The 20,305-nt window shown below is 71.1% G+C and carries 20 protein-coding genes and 1 pseudogene; 12 read left to right on the forward strand and 9 right to left on the reverse strand.

Going from position 1 to position 20,305, the window contains the following annotated elements:
* Positions 1-159: 159 nt before the first annotated feature.
* Positions 160-588 (reverse strand): methylmalonyl-CoA epimerase, encoded by a 429-nt coding sequence (gene mce / locus ACFY6S_RS24845; protein WP_388814924.1) that lies wholly within the window; start codon positions 586-588, stop codon positions 160-162.
* Between the two features lie 171 nt (positions 589-759).
* Here mce and ACFY6S_RS24850 point away from each other — a divergent pair, with 171 nt between their 5' ends.
* A complete protein-coding gene (locus ACFY6S_RS24850) occupies positions 760-1,959 on the forward strand; it encodes an acetyl-CoA C-acetyltransferase (RefSeq protein ID WP_388814922.1) in 1,200 nt (399 codons plus the stop codon).
* A 49-nt stretch (positions 1,960-2,008) separates the two neighbouring features.
* Positions 2,009-2,968 (forward strand): methylmalonyl Co-A mutase-associated GTPase MeaB, encoded by a 960-nt coding sequence (gene meaB / locus ACFY6S_RS24855; protein ID WP_388814920.1) that lies wholly within the window; start codon positions 2,009-2,011, stop codon positions 2,966-2,968.
* A 91-nt stretch (positions 2,969-3,059) separates the two neighbouring features.
* Here meaB and ACFY6S_RS24860 read toward each other — a convergent pair whose 3' ends face one another.
* Entirely contained in the window at positions 3,060-3,695 is a 636-nt protein-coding gene (locus ACFY6S_RS24860; RefSeq protein WP_388814918.1) for a PepSY domain-containing protein, read from the reverse strand.
* A 128-nt stretch (positions 3,696-3,823) separates the two neighbouring features.
* On the opposite strand from ACFY6S_RS24860, the gene ACFY6S_RS24865 reads away from it, so the two are divergent.
* Both ACFY6S_RS24865 and ACFY6S_RS24870 read left to right on the forward strand, forming a co-directional pair.
* The gene (locus ACFY6S_RS24865) at positions 3,824-4,486 is read left to right on the forward strand and encodes a response regulator transcription factor (protein ID WP_388814916.1); all 663 of its coding nucleotides are present in this window, start codon (positions 3,824-3,826) and stop codon (positions 4,484-4,486) included.
* Positions 4,483-6,018 (forward strand): ATP-binding protein, encoded by a 1,536-nt coding sequence (locus tag ACFY6S_RS24870; protein WP_388814914.1) that lies wholly within the window; start codon positions 4,483-4,485, stop codon positions 6,016-6,018. The genes ACFY6S_RS24865 and ACFY6S_RS24870 overlap by 4 nt, the downstream gene beginning before the upstream one ends.
* 5 nt (positions 6,019-6,023) lie before the next feature.
* On the opposite strand, the gene ACFY6S_RS24875 is transcribed toward ACFY6S_RS24870, so the two are convergent.
* From ACFY6S_RS24875 to ACFY6S_RS24890, 4 genes are all read right to left on the reverse strand, one after another.
* Positions 6,024-6,500: a MarR family winged helix-turn-helix transcriptional regulator gene (locus ACFY6S_RS24875; protein WP_388814912.1), complete on the reverse strand. Its 477-nt coding sequence runs from the start codon at positions 6,498-6,500 to the stop codon at positions 6,024-6,026.
* A 120-nt stretch (positions 6,501-6,620) separates the two neighbouring features.
* On the reverse strand, positions 6,621-7,409 hold the full coding sequence (locus ACFY6S_RS24880; protein ID WP_388814910.1) for an AIM24 family protein: 789 nt from the start codon (positions 7,407-7,409) through the stop codon (positions 6,621-6,623).
* The gene (locus ACFY6S_RS24885; RefSeq protein ID WP_388814908.1) at positions 7,406-8,056 is read right to left on the reverse strand and encodes an AIM24 family protein; all 651 of its coding nucleotides are present in this window, start codon (positions 8,054-8,056) and stop codon (positions 7,406-7,408) included. The genes ACFY6S_RS24880 and ACFY6S_RS24885 overlap by 4 nt, the downstream gene beginning before the upstream one ends.
* Positions 8,056-8,649, reverse strand: a complete 594-nt coding sequence (locus ACFY6S_RS24890; RefSeq protein WP_388817839.1) for an AIM24 family protein — start codon at positions 8,647-8,649, stop codon at positions 8,056-8,058. Before ACFY6S_RS24890 ends, ACFY6S_RS24885 begins: the two co-directional genes overlap by 1 nt.
* A 303-nt stretch (positions 8,650-8,952) precedes the next feature.
* Between ACFY6S_RS24890 and ACFY6S_RS24895 the strand changes: the two genes are divergently transcribed.
* From ACFY6S_RS24895 to ACFY6S_RS24910, 4 genes are all read left to right on the forward strand, one after another.
* Positions 8,953-9,297 (forward strand): DUF3817 domain-containing protein, encoded by a 345-nt coding sequence (locus ACFY6S_RS24895; RefSeq protein WP_388814906.1) that lies wholly within the window; start codon positions 8,953-8,955, stop codon positions 9,295-9,297.
* A complete protein-coding gene (locus ACFY6S_RS24900; RefSeq protein WP_388814904.1) occupies positions 9,294-9,611 on the forward strand; it encodes an MTH1187 family thiamine-binding protein in 318 nt (105 codons plus the stop codon). Before ACFY6S_RS24895 ends, ACFY6S_RS24900 begins: the two co-directional genes overlap by 4 nt.
* Before the next feature lie 250 nt (positions 9,612-9,861).
* On the forward strand, positions 9,862-11,664 hold the full coding sequence (locus ACFY6S_RS24905) for a glycosyltransferase family 2 protein (protein ID WP_388817836.1): 1,803 nt from the start codon (positions 9,862-9,864) through the stop codon (positions 11,662-11,664).
* Positions 11,665-11,667: 3 nt separating this feature from the next.
* A complete protein-coding gene (locus ACFY6S_RS24910; RefSeq protein WP_388814902.1) occupies positions 11,668-13,662 on the forward strand; it encodes a galactose oxidase-like domain-containing protein in 1,995 nt (664 codons plus the stop codon).
* A gap of 40 nt (positions 13,663-13,702) precedes the next feature.
* On the opposite strand, the gene ACFY6S_RS24915 is transcribed toward ACFY6S_RS24910, so the two are convergent.
* On the reverse strand, positions 13,703-14,749 hold the full coding sequence (locus ACFY6S_RS24915; RefSeq protein WP_388814900.1) for a glycoside hydrolase family 6 protein: 1,047 nt from the start codon (positions 14,747-14,749) through the stop codon (positions 13,703-13,705).
* Between the two features lie 223 nt (positions 14,750-14,972).
* On the opposite strand from ACFY6S_RS24915, the gene ACFY6S_RS24920 reads away from it, so the two are divergent.
* Both ACFY6S_RS24920 and ACFY6S_RS24925 read left to right on the forward strand, forming a co-directional pair.
* Entirely contained in the window at positions 14,973-15,479 is a 507-nt protein-coding gene (locus tag ACFY6S_RS24920; RefSeq protein WP_388814898.1) for a MarR family winged helix-turn-helix transcriptional regulator, read from the forward strand.
* Between the two features lie 90 nt (positions 15,480-15,569).
* On the forward strand, positions 15,570-15,896 hold the full coding sequence (locus ACFY6S_RS24925; RefSeq protein WP_388814896.1) for a DUF3817 domain-containing protein: 327 nt from the start codon (positions 15,570-15,572) through the stop codon (positions 15,894-15,896).
* A 142-nt stretch (positions 15,897-16,038) separates the two neighbouring features.
* Here ACFY6S_RS24925 and ACFY6S_RS24930 read toward each other — a convergent pair.
* Positions 16,039-16,179: pseudogene (locus ACFY6S_RS24930) on the reverse strand (transcriptional regulator); the annotation flags it as partial.
* Between ACFY6S_RS24930 and ACFY6S_RS24935 the strand changes: the two are divergent.
* Together ACFY6S_RS24935 and ACFY6S_RS24940 are read left to right on the forward strand one after the other, a co-directional pair.
* Positions 16,169-16,870, forward strand: a complete 702-nt coding sequence (locus ACFY6S_RS24935; RefSeq protein ID WP_388814895.1) for an oxidoreductase — start codon at positions 16,169-16,171, stop codon at positions 16,868-16,870. The pseudogene ACFY6S_RS24930 and the gene ACFY6S_RS24935 sit on opposite strands and share 11 nt — an antisense overlap.
* A 570-nt stretch (positions 16,871-17,440) precedes the next feature.
* Positions 17,441-19,141, forward strand: coding sequence for a methylmalonyl-CoA mutase (locus ACFY6S_RS24940; RefSeq protein ID WP_388814893.1), 1,701 nt, complete (start codon positions 17,441-17,443; stop codon positions 19,139-19,141).
* Between the two features lie 36 nt (positions 19,142-19,177).
* Here ACFY6S_RS24940 and ACFY6S_RS24945 read toward each other — a convergent pair whose 3' ends face one another.
* Positions 19,178-20,230, reverse strand: coding sequence for a helix-turn-helix transcriptional regulator (locus ACFY6S_RS24945; RefSeq protein ID WP_388814891.1), 1,053 nt, complete (start codon positions 20,228-20,230; stop codon positions 19,178-19,180).
* Between the last annotated feature and the right edge of the window lie 75 nt (positions 20,231-20,305).

Consider the following 20,305-nt stretch of genomic DNA (forward strand, 5'->3'; position numbering starts at 1 on the left):
TGCGCGGTCCCATCCGTCCCCTGGTCGCAACTGCCCAATTGAGCACCGCTCTCGGCGAACGGTCCCCCGGGGAATGGTGACAGATCATCGACAGGGGCGCGGCCCCGGCCCGGCCCCGGCCCGGAGCGCCCCACTCTACCGGGCCGGGAATCCTTAAGGTCAGTGCTCCGGACGGGAGGTGACGAGTTCCGTGAGCACGCCGTGGCAGTCCTTGGGATGGAGGAAGGTGATGCGCGAGCCCATGGAACCGGTGCGCGGCTCCTCGTAGAGGACCCGTACGCCCTTGTCACGCACCGCCCGGGCGTCCCCGTCCACGTCGGCGGTGCCGAACGCGATGTGATGGACCCCCTCGCCGTTCTTCGCCAGCCACTTCCCCACGGCCGAATCCTCCCTTACGGATTCGAGGAGCTGGAGATAGGAAGCCCCGCCGTCGGACGTCTCGTTGATCTTGAGCATGGCCTCGCGTACGCCCTGCTCCTCGTTGACCTCGGTGTGGAACACCTCGAAGCCGTACGTGGCCCGGTAGAACTCGACGGTCGCATCGAGGTCGAAACAGGCGATTCCGATGTGGTCGATTCGCGTCAGCATGGGGACAGTGCAGCGGCACGGGGGCGATTACGCAACGTGCGCGCCGTCACACGCACCGCCGGGTGACCCGGAGCGGTACCGGTCAGTACATTTGAAGTGAACCACCGTTCACACGGCGGCAGTGCCGCATCACCCTCACCCGCACGCTCCACGCAAAGGGGATCGCGTCTCATGACCGGATCGAACACCACCACCTCTGTGATCGTCGCGGGCGCCCGTACCCCGATGGGGCGGCTCCTCGGCTCACTCACCCCCTTCAGCGGCGCCGACCTGGGCGGTTTCGCCATCAAGGCGGCGCTGGAGCGGGCCGGGATCGGCGGCGACCAGGTGCAGTACGTGATCATGGGGCAGGTGCTCCAGGCGGGCGCCGGGCAGATCCCGGCCCGCCAGGCCGCCGTCAAGGCCGGCATCCCGATGAACGTCCCCGCGCTCACCGTCAACAAGGTCTGCCTCTCCGGGCTCGACGCGATCGCGCTGGCCGACCAGCTGATCCGCGCGGGCGAGTTCGACGTGATCGTGGCCGGCGGCCAGGAATCCATGACCAACGCGCCGCATCTGCTGCCCAGGTCCCGCGCGGGCTACAAGTACGGCGCGGTCGAGATGCTCGACTCGATGGCGCACGACGGGCTGACCGACTCCTTCGAGAACATCGCGATGGGCGCCTCCACCGAGCACCACAACGCGCGCCTGGGCATCGAGCGGCTCCCGCAGGACGAGTTCGGCGCGCTCTCCCACCAGCGGGCCGCCGCCGCGCGGAAGAACGGCGTCTTCGAGGCGGAGATCACCCCCGTCGAGATCCCGCAGCGCAAGGGCGACCCGGTGATCTTCGACGAGGACGAGGGGATCCGTCCCGAGACGACCGCGGAGTCCCTGGGCCGGCTGCGGCCCGCGTTCGCCGAGGACGGCACGATCACGGCCGGCACGGCCTCGCAGATCTCCGACGGCGCGGCGGCGGTCGTGGTGATGAGCAAGGCCAGGGCGGTCGAGCTGGGGCTCGACTGGATCGCCGAGATCGGCGCGCACGGCAATGTCGCGGGCCCGGACAACTCGCTCCAGTCCCAGCCGTCGAACGCGATCCGGCACGCGCTGGAGAAGGAGGGCATCGGCGTCGAGGACCTCGACCTCATCGAGATCAACGAGGCGTTCGCCGCGGTCGCCGTGCAGTCGATGAAGGACCTCGGGGTGTCCCCGGAAAGGGTGAACGTGAACGGCGGGGCGATCGCTCTCGGCCATCCGATCGGCATGTCCGGCGCCCGGATCGTGCTGCATCTGGCGCTGGAGCTGAAGCGGCGCGGCGGCGGGACCGGCGCCGCCGCGCTGTGCGGCGGCGGCGGGCAGGGCGACGCGCTGATCGTACGGGTGGCCGGATAACCCGTACCGGGCAGCGCATACGGTACGCAACGAACCGACGGGAGCTGTGATGCAGGACGTCCCCGAGCTGGTGGCTCAGGCACGTGCGGGCCGGCCGCGCGCCGTGGCCCGGCTGATCTCACTGGTGGAGGGGGCGTCCCCGCGGCTGCGCGAGGTGATGGCCGCGCTCGCGCCCTTCGCGGGCAACGCGTACGTCGTCGGGCTGACCGGGCCGCCGGGCGCGGGCAAGTCGACCTCGACCTCGGCGCTGATCTCCGCGTACCGGCGCGCGGGCAAGCGGGTCGCGGTGCTGGCCGTTGACCCCTCCTCGCCGTTCTCCGGCGGGGCGCTCCTCGGCGACCGGGTCCGGATGTCGGAGCACGCCTCCGACCCCGGTGTCTACATCCGCTCCATGGCCACCCGGGGGCATCTGGGCGGTCTGGCCAGGTCGGCGCCGCAGGCGATCCGGGTGCTGGACGCTGCGGGGTGCGACGTGATCGTGGTGGAGACCGTCGGGGTCGGCCAGTCGGAGGTCGAGATCGCCTCCCAGGCCGACACCTCGGTGGTCCTGCTGGCCCCGGGCATGGGCGACTCCATCCAGGCGGCCAAGGCGGGCATCCTGGAGATCGGGGACGTCTACGTGGTCAACAAGGCGGACCGCGACGGCGCCGACGCCGCGGTCCGCGAGCTGAACCACATGCTGGCCCTCGGTGAGTCGCGCGCCCCCGGCGACTGGCGCCCGCCCATCGTCAAGACCGTGGCCTCGCGCGGCGAGGGCATCGACGAGGTCGTCCAGGCCCTGGAGAAGCACCGGGCCTGGATGGAGGAGCACGGCGTCCTGGCCGCCCGCCGCACCCGGCGCGCCGCCCACGAGGTGGAGACCCTCGCCGTCACCGCGCTGCGCGAGCGCATCGGCGACCTCCACGGCGACCGCAGGCTGGACGCGCTGGCGGAGCGGATCGTGGCGGGCGCGCTCGACCCGTACGCGGCGGCCGACGAACTGGTCGCGGGGATCACGGGCGGGAGCTGACGGGCCTTCGGCCGGCCGGACCGCCGGGCGCTTCCCGGCGGGCCGGCCGGACCGCCGTCGTGGCGTCCCGGACACCCGGGCGTCCCCGCGCTCAGTCGTCGTCGCGGTCGTGGTCGTCGTCGTGGCGGTCGTGGTGGTCGTCGTCGCGGTCCGGCGTGACCTCGGCGGTCCTGGCGTCGACGTTCAGCTCGTGCTCACGGCCGTCCTCGCCGCGCACCTCGACCTCCCAGCGGGTGCCCGGGGCGTCGTCGATCTCGGCGGAGGTCACGCTGCCGGGTACGGAGGCGAGGGCGGCGGCCGCCGCCTGCCGGACGTCCACGGTGGCGGCGCGCAGCGCGGCCCGGTCCTCGGCGTCGTCCCCGTCGTCGTCCCGGCCCGCGCGGTCCACCCGTACCGCGCCGCCCGCCGCCTCCACCGTCAGCTCGCGCGGGACCCGGTCCGAGCCGAACAGGTCGATCTCCCAGCGGCCCGCGCGGTCGTCGTCCCGCTCGACGGAGGACACGGCGCCGGGGAACTCCTTGAGCGCCGCGGCCACCGCCTCGCTCGCGGTGAGTTCCGTACGGTCTCCGGCCGCGGCCGTCGTCGTGGTTCCCCGGCCCGATGACGACTGCTGCGACCGTGCGGTGTCCGCGCTGTCCGCGCCGGGCGTGCCGGCCAGTGCCGTGTAGGTGCCGCCGCCGATCAGCGCCGCCGCGGTGATCGCGGTGATGGCGAGCTTCAGCTTCATGAGAGGTCCTCCCGAGTCGGTGGGGTGGTGATCCGTGTCGATCCGGTTCTCAATGTGTCCCACGGAAGCTGAAGGCAGCCTGAAGCCGGCTGAAGGGATCTTCAGGTCCGGTTTGGCAGGCTGGGGCCATGCGCTTGCTGATCGTGGAGGACGAAAGGCGGCTCGCGGTCTCCCTCGCCGCGGGGCTGCGGGCCGAGGGTTTCGCCGTCGATGTCGTCCACGACGGCCTCGAAGGGCTGCACCGCGCGAGCGAGGGCGTCCACGACCTGGTCGTGCTCGACATCATGCTGCCCGGCATGAACGGCTACCGGGTCTGCGCGGCCCTGCGCGCCGCCGGGCACGACGTACCGATCCTGATGCTGACCGCGAAGGACGGCGAGTACGACGAGGCGGAGGGGCTCGACACGGGCGCCGACGACTATCTGACGAAGCCGTTCTCGTACGTCGTGCTCGTCGCCCGGGTCAAGGCGCTGCTGCGCAGACGCGGTGCGGCCGGGGCCTCGCCCGTGCTGCGGATCGGCGCGCTGAGCGTCGACACGGCGGCCCGCCGCGTCTTCCGGGACGAGACCGAAGTGGCCCTGACCGCGAAGGAGTTCGCCGTGCTGGAGCAGCTGGCGGTGCGGGCGGGCGAGGTGGTCGGCAAGCAGCGGATCCTGGAGCACGTCTGGGACTTCGCCTACGACGGCGACCCGAACATCATCGAGGTCTACATCAGCGCGCTGCGGCGCAAGCTCGGCGCGGCGGCGATCCAGACGGTGCGCGGCGCCGGCTACCGGCTGGTCGCGTCGTGAGGCGCCGCCGGTTCGGCTCCGTACGGGCCAGGGCGTCCCTGGGCGCGACGGCCGTGGTGGCGGTCGCGCTGGTGGCCGCCGGTCTCGCCGTGCTCCTCCCGCTGCGCTCGAACCTGACGGACCAGGCGGACCGGCAGGCCGACAGGGCGGCCCGCCAGGTGGCGCTGGACATCGCCGCCCGGATCCAGGGCCGGGCCGGGTACGCGGACCTCGAACTGCCCGAGGGGGAGGACCACCCGGTGCGGGTGACCGACGAGAACGGCCGGCTGCTGGCGGCCGGCGAGGGGCTGGAACGGATCGGCGGTACAGCGGTCCGCGCGGTACGGGAGAGGGCCGCCGACGACTCCAACGGCGACGCCGACGGGGACGACTCCGACGACGACCGTGATGACGACGACGGCCGGGGCGGGAGCGACGACGACCCCGCCGTCGGCGAGATCGGTGACACCACCTCGTACAGCTCGGGCAGCGCCACCGTGGACGGCGACACCGCCGACTACCGGTTCGCGACCGTCGAGGCGACCGACCGCGCGGGACGCACGGTCCTCGTCCACGCGGGCGCCTCGCTCGCCGACCGGCAGAGCGCCGTCCGCACCACCGCGCTCTCCATGCTGGCGGGCCTGCCCGTCCTGCTGCTGGTCGTCGGGGGAGTGACCTGGCTGATGACCCGGCGGGCGCTCGGGCCGGTGGAGGGCATCCGGCGCGAGATGGCGGCCATCACCGCCTCCCAGGACCTGTCCAGGCGGGTGCCGGAGCCCGCCACGCACGACGAGGTGGCGCGGCTGGCCCGTACGACCAACGAGACGCTCGGCGCGCTGGAGGCGTCCGTGGAGCGGCAGCGCCGCTTTGTCGCGGACGCCTCGCACGAGCTGCGCAGCCCCATCGCCTCGCTCCGTACCCAGCTGGAGGTGGGCGAGGCGCATCCGGCGCTGCTGGACGTGCCCGGCGCGGTCGCGGACACCGTACGGCTCCAGCGGCTCGCGGCCGATCTGCTGCTGCTGGCCCGGCTGGACGCGGGGGAGCGGCCCGCCAGGCCCGCCCGGTTCGATCTGGGCGCGCTGGCGCACGAGGAGGTGTCACAGCGGGCCACGGACCGTGTCCCGGTCGCGCTCGACGTACGGGCGGGTGCGGAAGTGGCCGGGTCGCGCGGGCAGTTGGCCCGGGTGCTGGGCAATCTGCTGGACAACGCGCAGCGCCACGCCGCCGGTTCGGTCACCGCGTCCGTACGGCGGGAGGGCCAGGCGGTCGTGCTCGCGGTCGCCGACGACGGGCCCGGGGTGCCGGAGGCGGAGCGCGAGCGGATCTTCGAACGGTTCGTACGGCTCGACGACGCCCGCAGCCGCGACGACGGCGGCGCGGGACTCGGTCTGGCCATCGCCCGCGATGTGGCCGAGCGGCACGGCGGTACGCTCACGGTCGGCCGCGCCGAGTGCGGCGGCGCCCTGTTCGAACTGCGTCTGCCCCCGGCCGACGGCGGCCCGGCCCGGTCCGGCCCGGTGGTCACGGACCGCCGGCCCGAGCCCGGACCGTGACCGGGTCAGATCTTGCCGCGCTGTCCGTGCAGATGCTCGGCGACCGGTGTCAGTGACGCCCGCAGCTCCGCGAGCGCCTCGGGCGAGAGCAGATCGATGAAATGCCGACGCACGGACTCGACGTGGTGCGGCGCGACCTTCCGCATGGTCTCCATGCCGCTGTCCGTCAGCACCGCGAAGAGGCCGCGCCGGTCCGACTCGCAGTGCTCCCTGCGGACCAGACCTGCGGCCTCCATCCGGGTGACCTGGTGCGAGAGGCGGCTCTTGGACTGGAGGGTGGTGGCGGCGAGGTCGCTCATCCGCATCCGCCGCTCCTCCGACTCGGAGAGATTCACCAGGATCTCGTAGTCGTTCATGGTCAGGCCGAACGGCTGGAGATCCTTCTCCAACTGATGTGTCAGCAGTTTGCTGACATCCAGATGCGTGCGCCATGCGCACTGCTCCGCGTCGCTCAGCCAGCGGGTGGCCGTCTCGGTCTCCATGTATCTATTCTACCTAAGAAGTTGAATTTTGGACGAAACGCTGGTCCGTGGGGAGTGTGACGCCAGCCACGCGCGCGAAGAGGGACCACGCGTTCGACGTCACACTCCGCAGACTACCGCTCACAGCCCGAAGCGACGCTGGAGGTCGCCGAGCTGTCCCGAGCCCGCCGCCGGGGCGCCGGGGCCCGGCACTCCCGCCTCGGGGGTGACCGCGCCCGTCGCCCGCTCCGCCATCAGCTCCTCCGTCGACTGGAGGAGTACCGTCCCCGCCCCGACGAACTCGAACTGGTGCTCCTCGCCGGAGGCGCCCCCGATGCCCGTCAGCGACCGGATCCCGCCGAGTACACCGGACATGTAGCCGTGATCGTAGTGGTGGCAGGGGGACGGGCAGTCCGCCCAGCCCACCAGCGCCTGCGGGTCCACCCGCAGCGGCGGCTCCATGAACACCACGGGACCGTTCGACGCGGCGACGAACTTCCCCGTGCCGAGCAGGGTCAGAAAGCCCGGCACGATCGACTGCTTGAGCGCCAGCGACGGCTGGTACGCCAGCAGATTCCCGGACCGGATCGTCAGATTCCCGTCCTCCAGGTCGAAGGAGTTGACGTCGAACGCCCGGTCGGCCAGCAGCATCTTCCCGCTGCCCTCCGCCACCACCCAGTCGGCGGCGTGCAGCGGCGAGTGGAAGCTGCTGCGCACCAGCCCCTCGAAGCGCCCGTGACCGATCCCGTCGAAGCCGATCTGCCCGTAATAGGCGATCATCTTCCCCCGCTGGAGGAACCACCGGCTCCCCTTCAGGTCCACGCAGAAGGTGTACGCGTTGACGTTGTCGTCGCTCGGCAGCGTCGTCGGATCGAGGGCGGCCCCGGGTCCGGGGGCGCCCCGACCGGCGCGCGTGGCTCCTGCGCTCACAGTTTCTCCTCCGACGCCTGGACGTACACCGCACCGCTGCCGCTCAGCTCCAGCTGGAACGCCTCGCCCGAACCGCGCCCCACCATCTCGCGCCAGCCGAGCGCGGCGGAGAGCTTGTTCCGCACGTCCCCGTGGTGCGCCACGTACGCCTGCGGGTCCACCCGGATCTCGGCGCCCGGGGTGATCGGCAGCTCGATCACCCCGCCGTGTGCCATCACCGCGACCGCGCCGTGGCCCGTGAGGGTGGTGGTGAACAGGCCCTGGCCGGAGACCTGTCCCCGCACCATGCCCATCACCCCGCCCTGTGAGCCCAGGAACATCGTGGACTGCCGGAGCGACCCGTCGAAGGCGAGCAGCCGGTCCGCCTCGACGTACAGCGTGTCCCCGGCGAGGTTGATGACCTGGATGTGATGACCGCCGTGGCCGAACATCACCGTGCCGCTGCCCTCCACCGTCATGAGCGGGGTCGCCTCATTGGCCACGCGCCGGCCGATCATCGACATGAGGCCGCCCTGGCCGCCCTGGATGTTCGGCGTGAAGCTGACCTCCCCCCGGTACGCGAGCATCGCGCCGCGCTGGCTGAACAGCTTCTGGCCGGGGACCACCGTGGCCTCGACCATCCTTGAGTTGATCTCGCGGAACGGCATCAGAGATCGCCCCCGACCGTGTTCCGCTCGCTCGGCTGCACGTACACGAGCCCCTCGCCCTCGAAGCGGATCTGGAAGGACTCCCCGGAGCCCTCGCCGATGAGCGTCCGGAAGTTCACCCCGGACTGGAGCTTCTGCTGAAGTCTGCCCTGGTGCGCGATGTACGCCCCCGGGTCCACGTGCAGCGGGTACTGCGGCGACACCCGCAGGACCACCGCCTCGCCGTCCGACATGATCGCCGCCTGCCCGGTGCCCTCCACGGTGGTGGTGAACAGGCCGTTTCCCGACGCCCCGCCGCGCAGGCCGGTGAAGGTCGTGCCCGTACGCAGTCCCGCGTCCGTGCAGAGCAGATTGCTCGACTCGACGTAGAGCTTGTCGCCGTGCAGCGAGACGAGGTTGATCTCGCTCGCGCGGTCGGCGAAATAGCAGGTGCCCTCTCCCTTCACCTCCATCACGGTCATCTGTTCACCGGTGAGCCGGCGCGTCACCATCCCGCGCAGCCCCTCACCGCCACCCGTCAACTTCTTGAAGGTCATCCGGCCGTCGTAGGCGACCATCGAGCCGTTCTTCGCTTTGACGGCGTCGCCGGTCATCTCGACGGCGAGCACCTTGCTGCCTTGCAGTCGGAACTGAGCCACAGCTCGAAGGTATCCGGCGCCACCCGTGGAAAACAGGTCCCCCGCCCCCGATCCCTCCCTGAGCCGCCCCTGACCGGACCCCGGTCCCGGCCGCGCGCCGACCCCGACAGCCGCGCGCCGACCCCGACAGCCGCGCGCCGACCCTGGCAGCGGTCGCCGCGCGCGGAACTGTCACAATGATCCGAGCGCTTGTGCACGCGTTCACAAGATCGCGGCGCGCGAGATCACGTAACCCCCGAAGACGAAGGTGCCTGCCTCGTGGACATCAAGACCGCTTCCGCCCTCCACCGCCTCCGCCTGGTCTCCGCCCCGGAGGCCGTCTCCTTCCTGCTGCTCCTCGTCTGCTCGGTCCTGAAGCGCACGACGGAGTTCAACGCGGTCCCCGTGATGGGCGCCATCCACGGCATCCTCTTCATCCTCTACGTGGTCTTCTGGGCCGACGCCTGGAACCGCGCCAAGTGGTCCATCGGGACGGCCGCCCTCTACCTCGTCCTCTCCGTCCTGCCGCTGGGCGGCTTCTACGCCGACCGCAGGCTCAAGCGCGCCGCCGACGACGCCGTCATCGCCTCCCGCGCCCGCCGCGAAGGTACGGTGAACGCATGATCGTCGCCTTCTCCGTCTCTCCCCTCGGCGTGGGGGAGGACGTCGGCGAGTATGTCGCCGACGCCGTCAGGGTCGTCCGTGAGTCCGGTCTGCCGAACCGTACGGACGCCATGTTCACCTCCGTCGAGGGCGAGTGGGACGAGGTGATGGACGTCGTCAAGCGCGCCGTCGCCGCCGTGGAGGCCCGGGCCGGGCGGGTCTCGCTGGTCCTCAAGGCCGACATCAGGCCCGGTGTCACGGACGGCCTCACCTCGAAGGTCGAGACCGTGGAGCGCCACCTCGCACCCCAGGGCCCGCCTTCGAGCCCCGCCTGACGCCCCGTTGCCGTAGCCGCGCCCGCCGCGGCGGCGCGCGGGGAACCCGTACGCAGTAACCCGCGAGCGTAAAACCCCTCGCACGGACGCCTCCAGTCGACACGCCGGTCAATGTCCCCTTCTGTGGGGATATCGACCTCGCGACTCAGCTGGAGGCACCGTGCGGCCCGAGGGCTACGACCACGACCTCGATCCCGACGACGAACCCGACTACGACTACGAACTCCACAGCCGACTGGCCGGCCCGCTCATGGAGCCGGACCCGGCGGCGCCCTACCGGGTGGAGTACCGCAGTCTGCTCGCGCGGGAGCCCCGCCGAATACGGGCCGTCCTGCTGATGGCCCTGGCACCGGTCCTCTCCGGATGCCTGCTGGTCTATCTGGTCTGGCCCAGCCACCGCACCGACCGTGAGGGCGGCGACCGCTGGCTCATCGCCTTCGACCACGTGATGCTCGGCTCGATCGGGCTCATCGCCCTGTTCATGCTGGTCAACGTCGCCTCGGTGGCACACGCCACCATGGTCGCCAGGGACCCGATACCGGTCCCCGCCGAGGTCGGCACCCGCCTCGCCTTCCTCACCACGTACGTCCCCGGCAAGGAGCCGCTCGCCATGGTGCGGGCCACGCTCGAAGGAGCCGTACGGCTGCGCCACAACGGCCCGCTCGACATCTGGCTGCTCGACGAGGGCGACGACGCCGCCGCCCGCGCGCTCTGCGCGGAGCTGGGGGTACGCCACTTCACCCGTAAGGGCGTCCCCGAGTGGAACCGGGCGAAGGGCGTCCACAAGGCGCGCACCAAGCACGGCAACTACAACGCCTGGCTCGCCATGCACGGAGACGACTACGACTTCTTCGCCTCCGTCGACACCGACCATGTGCCGCTCCCCAACTTCCTGGAGCGGATGGCGGGTTACTTCCGCGACCCGGACGTCGCCTTCGTCGTCGGACCCCAGGTGTACGGCAACTACACCTCACCCGTCACCAAGGCCGCCGAGTCGCAGCAGTTCCTCTTCCACGCGCTGATCCAGCGGGCCGGCAACCGCTACCACGCCCCGATGTTCGTCGGCACCAACAACGTCGTACGGATCAAGGCGCTGAAGCAGATAGGCGGGCTGTACGACTCGATCACCGAGGACATGGCCACCGGTTTCGAACTGCACCGCACGAGAAACCCGCTCACCGGCCGGTTCTGGCGCTCCGTCTACACCCCCGACGTGCTGGCCGTGGGGGAGGGGCCCGCCTCCTGGACCGACTTCTTCACCCAGCAGCTGCGCTGGTCCAGGGGCACCTACGAGACGCTCATCAAGCAGTTCTGGAAGGCGCCCTTCCGGGTGCCGCCGGGGCGGCTGCTCAGCTACACGCTGATGCTCGTGTACTACCCGATGACGGCCGTCAACTGGCTGCTCGGCATCCTCAGTTGCGTCCTCTTCCTGTGGCTCGGCGCCTCCGGCACCCAGGTCTCCTCCGCGGTCCTGCTGATGCTCTACAGCGACGCCGCCGCCCTCCAGATCGGGCTCTACCTCTGGAACAGGCGCCACAACGTCTCGCCCCACGAGCCGACCGGCTCGGGCGGACTCGCCGGGATGGCCATGTCCGCGCTCTCGGCGCCCGTCTACCTCAAGTCGCTCGGCGCGGCGCTGCTGCGCACCGACGGCCGCTTCGTCGTCACCCCCAAGGGCGGCCAGGCCAGCCCCGACCGGCTGATGACGTTCCGGCTCCATCTCTTCTGGGCCGCGGTCCTGGCCGTCTCGCTCGTCGCGTCCGTCTTCCTCGGCCACACCCATGTGGCGATGCGCACCTGGGCCGTACTGGCGCTAGTGATCGCGCTCGCCCCGGTCGGGGTCTGGGGCTGGACGCTGCGGCGCGAGCGCGCGGAGCGTGCGGACGCCCGCGCCGTGCGCGTACCGGCCGGCGTCACAGCCGTGACGACGGCGCCGCGGACGGGCGAGGAGCCCGAGCCCGCGTTCACCGTCAGGACCACGGCGGCGCAGACGGCCGTGACGACCGTGAAGTCCGTCACGACCGCGACCGTATCGACGTCAGGAAGGAACTGAACCATGTCCCAGCGCCACCGGAAGGGCGGGAAGTCGCGGTACAGGCCGTCCGACAAGTTCAGGAAAACGCTGCTGGGCGGCGGGGCGGTGCTGGTGCTCGTCGGCCTCAACGCCCCCGCGGCCTACTCCTTCGCCGCCGAGAAGTACCACGCCTACAAGATCGCCCAGCCCGGCTACAAGCGGCAGTACGGCTCGTGGGCCATGCTCGACGTCCCCAAGCAGTACCGCACGAACGCGATCCACGCGGCCCTGCTGCACAGCGGCAAGGTGCTGATCATCGCCGGGTCGGGCAACAACCAGAAGAAGTTCGACGAGGGCTCCTTCGACACCATCCTCTGGAACCCGGCCGACGACTCCTTCAAGAAGATCCCCACCCCCGAGGACTTCTTCTGCGCCGGCCACTCCCAGCTCCCCGACGGCCGGCTGCTGGTGGCGGGCGGCACCGCGCGCTACGAGGTCCTCGACGGCGAGGTCAGCCGGGCGGGCGGCGGGATGCGCGTCAAGAACGAGAACCCGGACCGGGCCCACACGTTCAAGAAGGGCACCCGCTTCCGCTCCCCGTCGGGTGTCGAGTACGTCAGCACCTCCGACGTCACCGTCCCCCGGGCGAAGAAGCAGTTCAAGGTCGGCTACGGCAAGAGCGGCCGGATGCTCCCCTGGCGGACCAAGGTCACCGCGGGGGAGGCCCGCGTCTTCGTGGAGGCGGTCGACAAGGGCCCACAGGCGCTGACCACCCAGGCCGCGCAGTACGAGATCCTCGGGCTGAAGGGCAAGGACGCGGACAACCTCTACGGCCTCGCGCAGAAGCTCACCACCGAGAAGCAGGACTTCCAGGGCATCAAGTCGGCCTACGAGTTCGACCCGGCGACCGAGAAGTACGTCCGCGTCGACCCGATGAAGGAGGCCCGCTGGTACCCCACCCTGGTCACCCTGGACGACGGCAAGGTCCTCGCCGTCTCCGGCCTCGACGACGTCGGCGCCGTGGTCACCGGGGACAACGAGCTGTACGACCCGAAGACCAAGAAGTGGTCCCAGGGCCCCACCCGCTACTTCCCCACCTACCCCGCGCTCTTCCTCACCAAGGGCGGCAAACTCTTCTACTCGGGCTCCAACGCCGGGTACGGACCCGCCGACAAGGGCCGGCAGCCGGGACTGTGGGACCTGAAGAACAACACCTTCACCAAGGTCGACGGCCTCACCGACGCCGACCAGACGGAGACCTCCGCCTCCCTGATGCTCCCCCCGGTCCAGGACCAGCGCGTGATGCTGCTGGGCGGCGGCGGCGTCGGCGAGTCCTCCAAGGCCACCGCGCGCACCGCCATCGTCGACCTGAACAAGGACAGCCCGGCCTTCCGCGAAGGGCCGAGACTGCCGCAGGGCACCCGCTATCTGAGCAGCGTGCTGCTGCCCGACGACACGGTCTTCACCACCGGCGGCTCCTCCGACTACCGGGGCCGCAGCGCCAGCGACATCCTGAAGGCGCAGTTCTACGAGCCCGCGACCAACTCGTTCCGCCCGGCGGCCGACCCCACGGTCGGCCGCAACTACCACTCGGAGGCGCTGCTGCTCCCCGACGGCCGGGTCGTCACCTTCGGCTCCGACCCGCTGTTCAACGACGCCGACAACACCAAACTCGGCACTTTCGAACAGCGCGTGGAGATCTACACGCCGCCCTACCTCCAGGGCGACAAGGGGAAGAAGGAGAACCGGCCGTCCCTCGGCACGGGCCCCGGCAGACTCGACGCCAAGGGCCGCGCCACCTTCCGCGTCCCCCACCCCGACCGCATCGCCAAGGCCCGCCTGATGCGTCCGAGCGCCGTCACCCATACGACGGACGTGGAGCAGCGCTCCGTGGAGCTCAAGCTCAGCAAGTCGAAGAACGCGGTGACCGTCGAGGCCCCGAACGACCGGGCCGTGGTCCCGCCCGGCTGGTACATGCTCTTCGCGACCGACAAGGAGGGGGTGCCGTCGGAGGCGAAGTGGGTGCGGGTGGACTAGGACACGCGGGCGACCGGGAGGCGCCCCGCCCGGCGGAGGGTCAGCCCTTCGCCCGGCGGGCCAGCCCGACCGCGTACTCCGGCCACCAGGTCCCGGCGGCCGGGCCGCCCCGGCAGGGGCCGTCGGAGTCGCCGGGGCGTTTGATCCAGAGGAAGGCGTCGAGGAGTTCGTTGCCGGTGTTGGTGGTGGGCGGGGTGCCCAGGGCCCGGCCCGGCGGGTTGCACCACGCCTGGTCGCGGTCGCCGGACAGGGGGCCCGCGCCGTTCCTGCTGGTGTCCACCGTGAAGTGGGCGTCGCCCAGCAGGCCGGAGAGCCGGGTGCCGTACGTCTTGACCGCGTCGTCGGTCTGGAAGTTGGACACGTTGAGGGAGAAGCCGTCGGCCGCCTCGACCCCGGCGCGCCGGAGTGTGTCGGCGAGCTTGCCGGGGTCGGTGACCCAGGCCGGGTTGCCCGCGTCCAGGTAGACGCGGGTGTGCGGCTTGCGCTTGAGCGTGCCGATGGCCTCGGAGAGCAGCTCGTACCGCTCGCCCTGGTGCTGTTCCGGGGTGCAGCCGTCCGCGAGGTGGGGTACGGCGTCCGGCTCCAGGATCACGATGGCGTCGGCGTCGCCGATCGCGTCGGCGAAGGCGCCGATCCAGGAGCGGTAGGCGTCACCGTCGTGGGCGCCGCCGGCGGAGTAGAGGCCGCAGTCGCGGTGCGGGATGTTGTACGCGACGAGGACCGCGGTGCGCTTGTCGGCCTTCGCTCCCCGTACGGTCCTGCGGATCTGCGGTTCGGGGTTGTCGCCGGCCGGCCACTCGGCCACCGCGCGTTCCGAGATACGTTTGAGGATTTTGGCGTCGTCCGCGCGCCCCTGCTTCTCCCACGTCCTGACCTGCCGCGCCGCGTCGCTGTCCGGATCGACCCAGAAGGGTGACGCGACGGAGGGGGCCGCCTCGCCCAGGACCGACGCGGGGCCGGTCTGCCCGGGGGCGGACGCGGAGGAGGACGACGGGCCGGACGAGAAGGCCGAGCAGCCGGTCACGGCCAGCCCGAGAAGGGCGACGACGGCGTTTCGGTACGCGCGGAGAGATCTGCTGCCGGACACATCCAGTCCCCTCGGAAGCCGACTGGGGAATCGCAAGACCGGCACAGCGTGACATAACGAACGGCCGGTGTCCGGTTGCGACACCGAGGGAACGCCGTCCGTCGCCACGCGGCGGTCGGATCGGGGCGTAGGACCGGGGCGCCGGACCCGGCCTCCGCCGGGCGCCGGACCGAAGTGCGAGACGGGGCTGAACGCCCTGGGGCCAATGGGTAAGGTCGACGGCGTGTCAAAGCCGCTCGGTCTCCCCTTCGACCCCATCGCCCGCGCCGACGAACTCTGGAAGCAGCGCTGGGGCCCCGTCCCCTCCATGGGCGCGATCACCTCGATCATGCGCGCCCATCAGATCCTGCTCGCCGGGGTGGACGCGGTGGTCAAACCGTACGGACTGACCTTCGCCCGGTACGAGGCGCTGGTGCTGCTCACCTTCTCCCAGGCGGGCGAGCTGCCGATGTCGAAGATCGGTGAGCGGCTGATGGTCCACCCGACCTCGGTCACCAACACGGTGGACCGGCTCGTCACCTCCGGTCTGGTCGACAAGCGCCCCAACCCCGCCGACGGCCGGGGCACCCTCGCCTCCATCACGGACAAGGGGCGGGAAGTGGTGGAGGCGGCCACCGAGGACCTGATGGAGATGGACTTCGGCCTGGGCGCGTACGACGCCGAGGAGTGCGCGGAGATCTTCGCGATGCTGCGACCGCTGCGCGTCGCGGCGCGGGACTTCGAAGAGTAGTACGGGGGGCGGCGGACCGGCGGGGCGTGCGCCCGGGGCGCACGCGGGGGCGCGCGAAGATCTCCCGATGCGCCCGGTTAGGCTCGTTCCATGAAGTCAAATGTGCTGTCGCGCTACCGGGTGATGGCGTACATCACCGCCGTCTGGCTGCTGGTCTTCACCGTCGCGATCGTCATGAAGTACGGGTTCGACACCGGCGACACGATGCTGATCTCCCAGATCCACGGCGTGCTGTTCATTGTCTACGTCGTCTTCGCCTTCGATCTGGGCTCCAAGGCGAAGTGGCCCTTCGGCAAGCTCCTCTGGGTGCTGGCCGCCGGCTGCATCCCGGCCGCGTCGTTCTTCGTCGAGCCGAAGATCACGCGCGAGGTCCGGCCGCTGCTCACGGACCGTGAGCCCGCGACCGCCGAGGCGTAGGCTGCTTCGTTCGGATCATCCGCTCGTTCTTCCGGTCATAGGTCCGGTGGTGGCAGCGATCCGCGCTTGACCCGCGTCCGCTGCACCACCCTCATGGTCAGACCGATCCCAGCCGGTAGCAGAGACGGAGAACGCCGCCACGCTAGGAAGCTCGTGCGTCGTGGCTCTCGCGATGGGCGAGGACTTGATCCATGTGGGTCTGGGCCCACTGCCTGAGCCCGCGTGTCAGGTGGTGGAGTGAGAGGCCGAGGTCGGTCAGCTCATAGGTGACGGTGACAGGGACCACCAGCGACGCCTACGGACCGCGCTTCACGAATGAGCTGATCCGTGCAGCGCTGCACCCCTACCCGGAGCCGCTGTTCATCGCCACCAAAGTGGGTGCGACCCGCGACGCGCAGGGCGGCTGGCCCACGGCCCGGCGCCCCGAAGACCTGCGCAAGCAGGTCCATGAAAACCTCGGATCCCTCGGCGTCGACACCCTCGACCTGGTCAACATGCGCATGGGCAACGCTCAGGGCACGCAGGCCGGCTCGATCGCCGAAGCATTCGAGACGCTCGTCGACCTCCAGCAAGAGGGACTGATCCGCCACCTCGGCGTCAGCAATGTCACCGGAGAGCAGGTCGCTGAGGCGCGCGGCATCGCCCCGATCGTGTGCGTGCAGAACATGTACAACCTCGCCCACCGCCACGACGACGACCTCGTAGACCATCTCGCCGCCGATGGCATCGCCTACGTGCCGTTCTTCCCGCTGGGAGGCTTCACGCCGCTACAGTCCGAGGCCCTCTCACAGGTCGCGAACCGACTGGGGGCGACGCCCATGTCGGTCGCGCTGGCCTGGCTGATCCAGCGCTCGCCGAACATCCTGCTCATCCCCGGTACTTCGTCCACCGCCCACCTGCGCGAGAACATCGCAGGCGCCGGTCTCTCCCTCTCGGACGAGGATGTGGCCGAACTGGACGGCATCGGCCACTGAACAACACACAGGTCACCAACCGAGACCGCGCTGTCGGGCGGACCAGAGGAAGGTGCCCGCGATGTGGAGGCCGGCCAGATAGATGCTGGCGGTCCTCTCGTAGCGGGTGGCGCTGTCGCGCCACTGCCTCAAGCGGTTGATGCCGCACCGTGGTGGAGTCCACCGACACGGCCCAGGCCAGGCCCTCGTCCGCGTCGGCCTGGGCTGCCAGGGCGTTGAACACGCGCTCCCAGGTGCCGTCGACGGCCCACATCCGCGGCCGGTTGCAGACGCCTCGCCAGTTGCCGTACTTCTCCGGCGGACGCACCCACCCCACGGGGTACCGGTTGGGAACTTGTGGGCAATCGCGTCGATCACCTCACGGTGATCGCGCCGGCGGCCACCCCGCTTCGGCATCCGGTCCGGAAGCAGCGGCTCGATTCGCGCCACCGCGCGTCAGTCAACGGCGCACCCAGACCAACGGCCGACTGATCCAGACGAAACCGCCTAGGCGCGCCTCCCCCCGGCCCGCACGATGTGCGGGCGGTTCTCCATCGACATTTACTTGGACGTCCTAGTAAATTTGAAGGTATGAACGCTGACGCGATCGAGGAAGGCCGCCGGCGCTGGCAGGCCCGCTACGACAAGGCCCGCAAGCGCGACGCGGACTTCAGCACGCTCTCCGGCGACCCGGTGGAGCCGGTCTACGGGCCCCGGCCCGGTGACACGTACGAGGGATTCGAGCGGATCGGCTGGCCCGGCGAGTACCCGTTCACCCGGGGACTCCACCCGACCGGCTACCGGGGCAGGACCTGGACCATCCGCCAGTTCGCCGGCTTCGGCAACGCGCGGCAGACCAACGAGCGCTACAAGACGATCCTGGCCAACGGCGGCGGCGGGCTCTCCGTCGCCTTCGACATGCCCACGCTCATGGGCCGTGACTCCGACGACCCCCGCGCGCTCGGCGAGGTCGGCCACTGCGGGGTCGCCATCGACTCGGCGGCCGACATGGAGGTCCTCTTCGACGGCATCCCGCTCGGGGACGTCACCACCTCCATGACGATCAGCGGCCCTGCGGTGCCCGTCTTCTGCATGTACCTCGTCGCCGCGGAGCGCCAGGGCGTCGACCCCGCCGTGCTCAACGGCACGCTCCAGACCGACATCTTCAAGGAGTACATCGCGCAGAAGGAGTGGCTGTTCCAGCCCGAGCCCCATCTGCGGCTGATCGGCGACCTGATGGAACACTGCGCCGTCGCCATCCCCGCGTACAAACCCCTCTCGGTCTCCGGCTACCACATCCGCGAGGCCGGCTCGACGGCCGCGCAGGAGCTGGCGTACACCCTCGCGGACGGCTTCGGCTACGTGGAGCTGGGCCTCAGCCGGGGGATGAACGTCGACGTCTTCGCGTCCGGCCTCTCCTTCTTCTTCGACGCGCACCTCGACTTCTTCGAGGAGATCGCCAAGTTCCGCGCGGCCCGGCGGATCTGGGCGCGCTGGATGCGCGACGTGTACGGGGCGCGGAGCGACAAGGCCCAGTGGCTGCGCTTCCACACCCAGACCGCAGGTGTCTCGCTCACCGCCCAGCAGCCGTACAACAACGTCGTCAGGACGGCGGTGGAGGCGCTGTCGGCCGTCCTGGGCGGTACGAACTCGCTGCACACCAACGCCCTGGACGAGACCCTCGCCCTGCCCAGCGAACAGGCCGCCGAGATCGCGCTGCGCACCCAGCAGGTGCTGATGGAGGAGACCGGCGTCGCCAATGTCGCCGACCCGCTCGGCGGTTCCTGGTACGTCGAGCAGCTCACCGACCGGATCGAGGCCGACGCCGAGAAAATCTTCGAGCAGATCAGGGAACGGGGGATGCGGGCCCACCCGGACGGGCTGCACCCGATCGGCCCCCTCACCTCCGGGATTCTGCGCGGGATCGAGGACGGCTGGTTCACCGGCGAGATCGCCGAGTCGGCGTTCCAGTACCAGCGCGCGCTGGAGAAGGGCGACAAGAGGGTCGTCGGGGTCAACGCGCACCACGGCTCGGTCACCGGCGATCTGGAGATCCTGCGGGTCAGCCACGAGGTGGAGCGCGATCAGGTGCGGGCGCTCGGTGGGCGCAGGGACGCCCGCGACGACGCCCGCGTCCGGCGCTCCCTCGCGGCGATGCTGACGGCCGCCCGCGACGGCTCGAACATGATCGGCCCCATGCTGGAGGCGGTACGGGCCGAGGCGACGCTCGGCGAGATCTGCGACGCGCTGCGGGAGGAATGGGGGACGTACACGGAGCCGCCCGGCTTCTAGGGCCTGTCCTCGAAGGAGCGCCGTCCGCCCGGACGGTCACTCCCCGCCCCCACCGGCCCCGCCCGCCCGTGCCGAGCGCGCGAGCCGGGCGGCGAGCGCCGCGACCAGGCCGCGCAGCTCGTCCGGTCGCTCGATGACGAACGGCCGGTCCAGCGAGGCGAGCACGCCCGGCAGCCAGTCGAGCCGCTCCACCCGCAGCTCGACGCGCGACCACGGCCCAGTGCCCCGGGCCGTGCCGCTCGTGGACGGCGGCGCCGCCTCCCCGGCCCCCGTCTCCGCCGCTTCCTCCTCCACGAGCGCGACGCTCGCGGGAAGCCGGGTGCGGATCTGCGCGGCCGTCCCCTGGACGCGCAGCGTGACCTCGTACCGGTACGGAGCCGTGGCGAGCCCCGTCAGGACGCGCTCCACCGGATCGACATCGGCGGGCGGTTCGAACGAACCGGGCAGGATCCTCGCGTCGGCGATACGGTCCAGCCGGAACGTCCGGTCCTCGCCGCTCGCGGAATCCTGACCCGTCACGTACCACCTGCCCGCATGGGCGACCAGCCCGTACGGACGCAGCGCGCGTTCGCCGCTCCGGCCGTCGGCGGACGTGTACCGGATCGAGAGCGGCCGCTGATGGCGCACCGCGTCGGCGATGGCGAGCAGGACCGCCGTCTCCGGGGCCGCCGCCTCCTGCGGCGGAGCGGTGAAGGCGAGGGAGCCGAGCACGGCGTCGAGCCTGCCGCCGAGCCGTTCGGGCAGCACCCGCCGGATCTTCGCCGCCGCCGTCCCGCTCGCCGTGCCCGTGGCCGTCATCAGGCCGGCCCGCCGGCCCGCGACCAGGCCGAGCAGCACGGCGAGCGCCTCGTCGTCGCTGAGCATGAGCGGGGGCATACGGAAGCCGGGGGCGAGCCGGTAGCCGCCGTAGCGGCCGCGCACCGACTCGACGGGCACGTCGAGGTCGAGGAGATGGCCGACGTACCGGCGCACCGTGCGCTCGTCGACGCCGAGCCGGCCGGCGAGGTCGGCCACGGTCCTGGTGCCGCCGGACTGGAGCAGCTCCAGCAGGGCGAGCACCCGGGCGATGGGTCGGGCGGGTCGGGACATACCTCCAAGTCTGCCGTGGATACCGGGCGGATCATGTCCGGTATCCGCCGTAGCGTGTGGACGCAGGCACAGAGC

It is taken from the genome of Streptomyces sp. NPDC012835, from assembly GCF_042900885.1.
GTDB lineage: Bacteria > Actinomycetota > Actinomycetes > Streptomycetales > Streptomycetaceae > Streptomyces.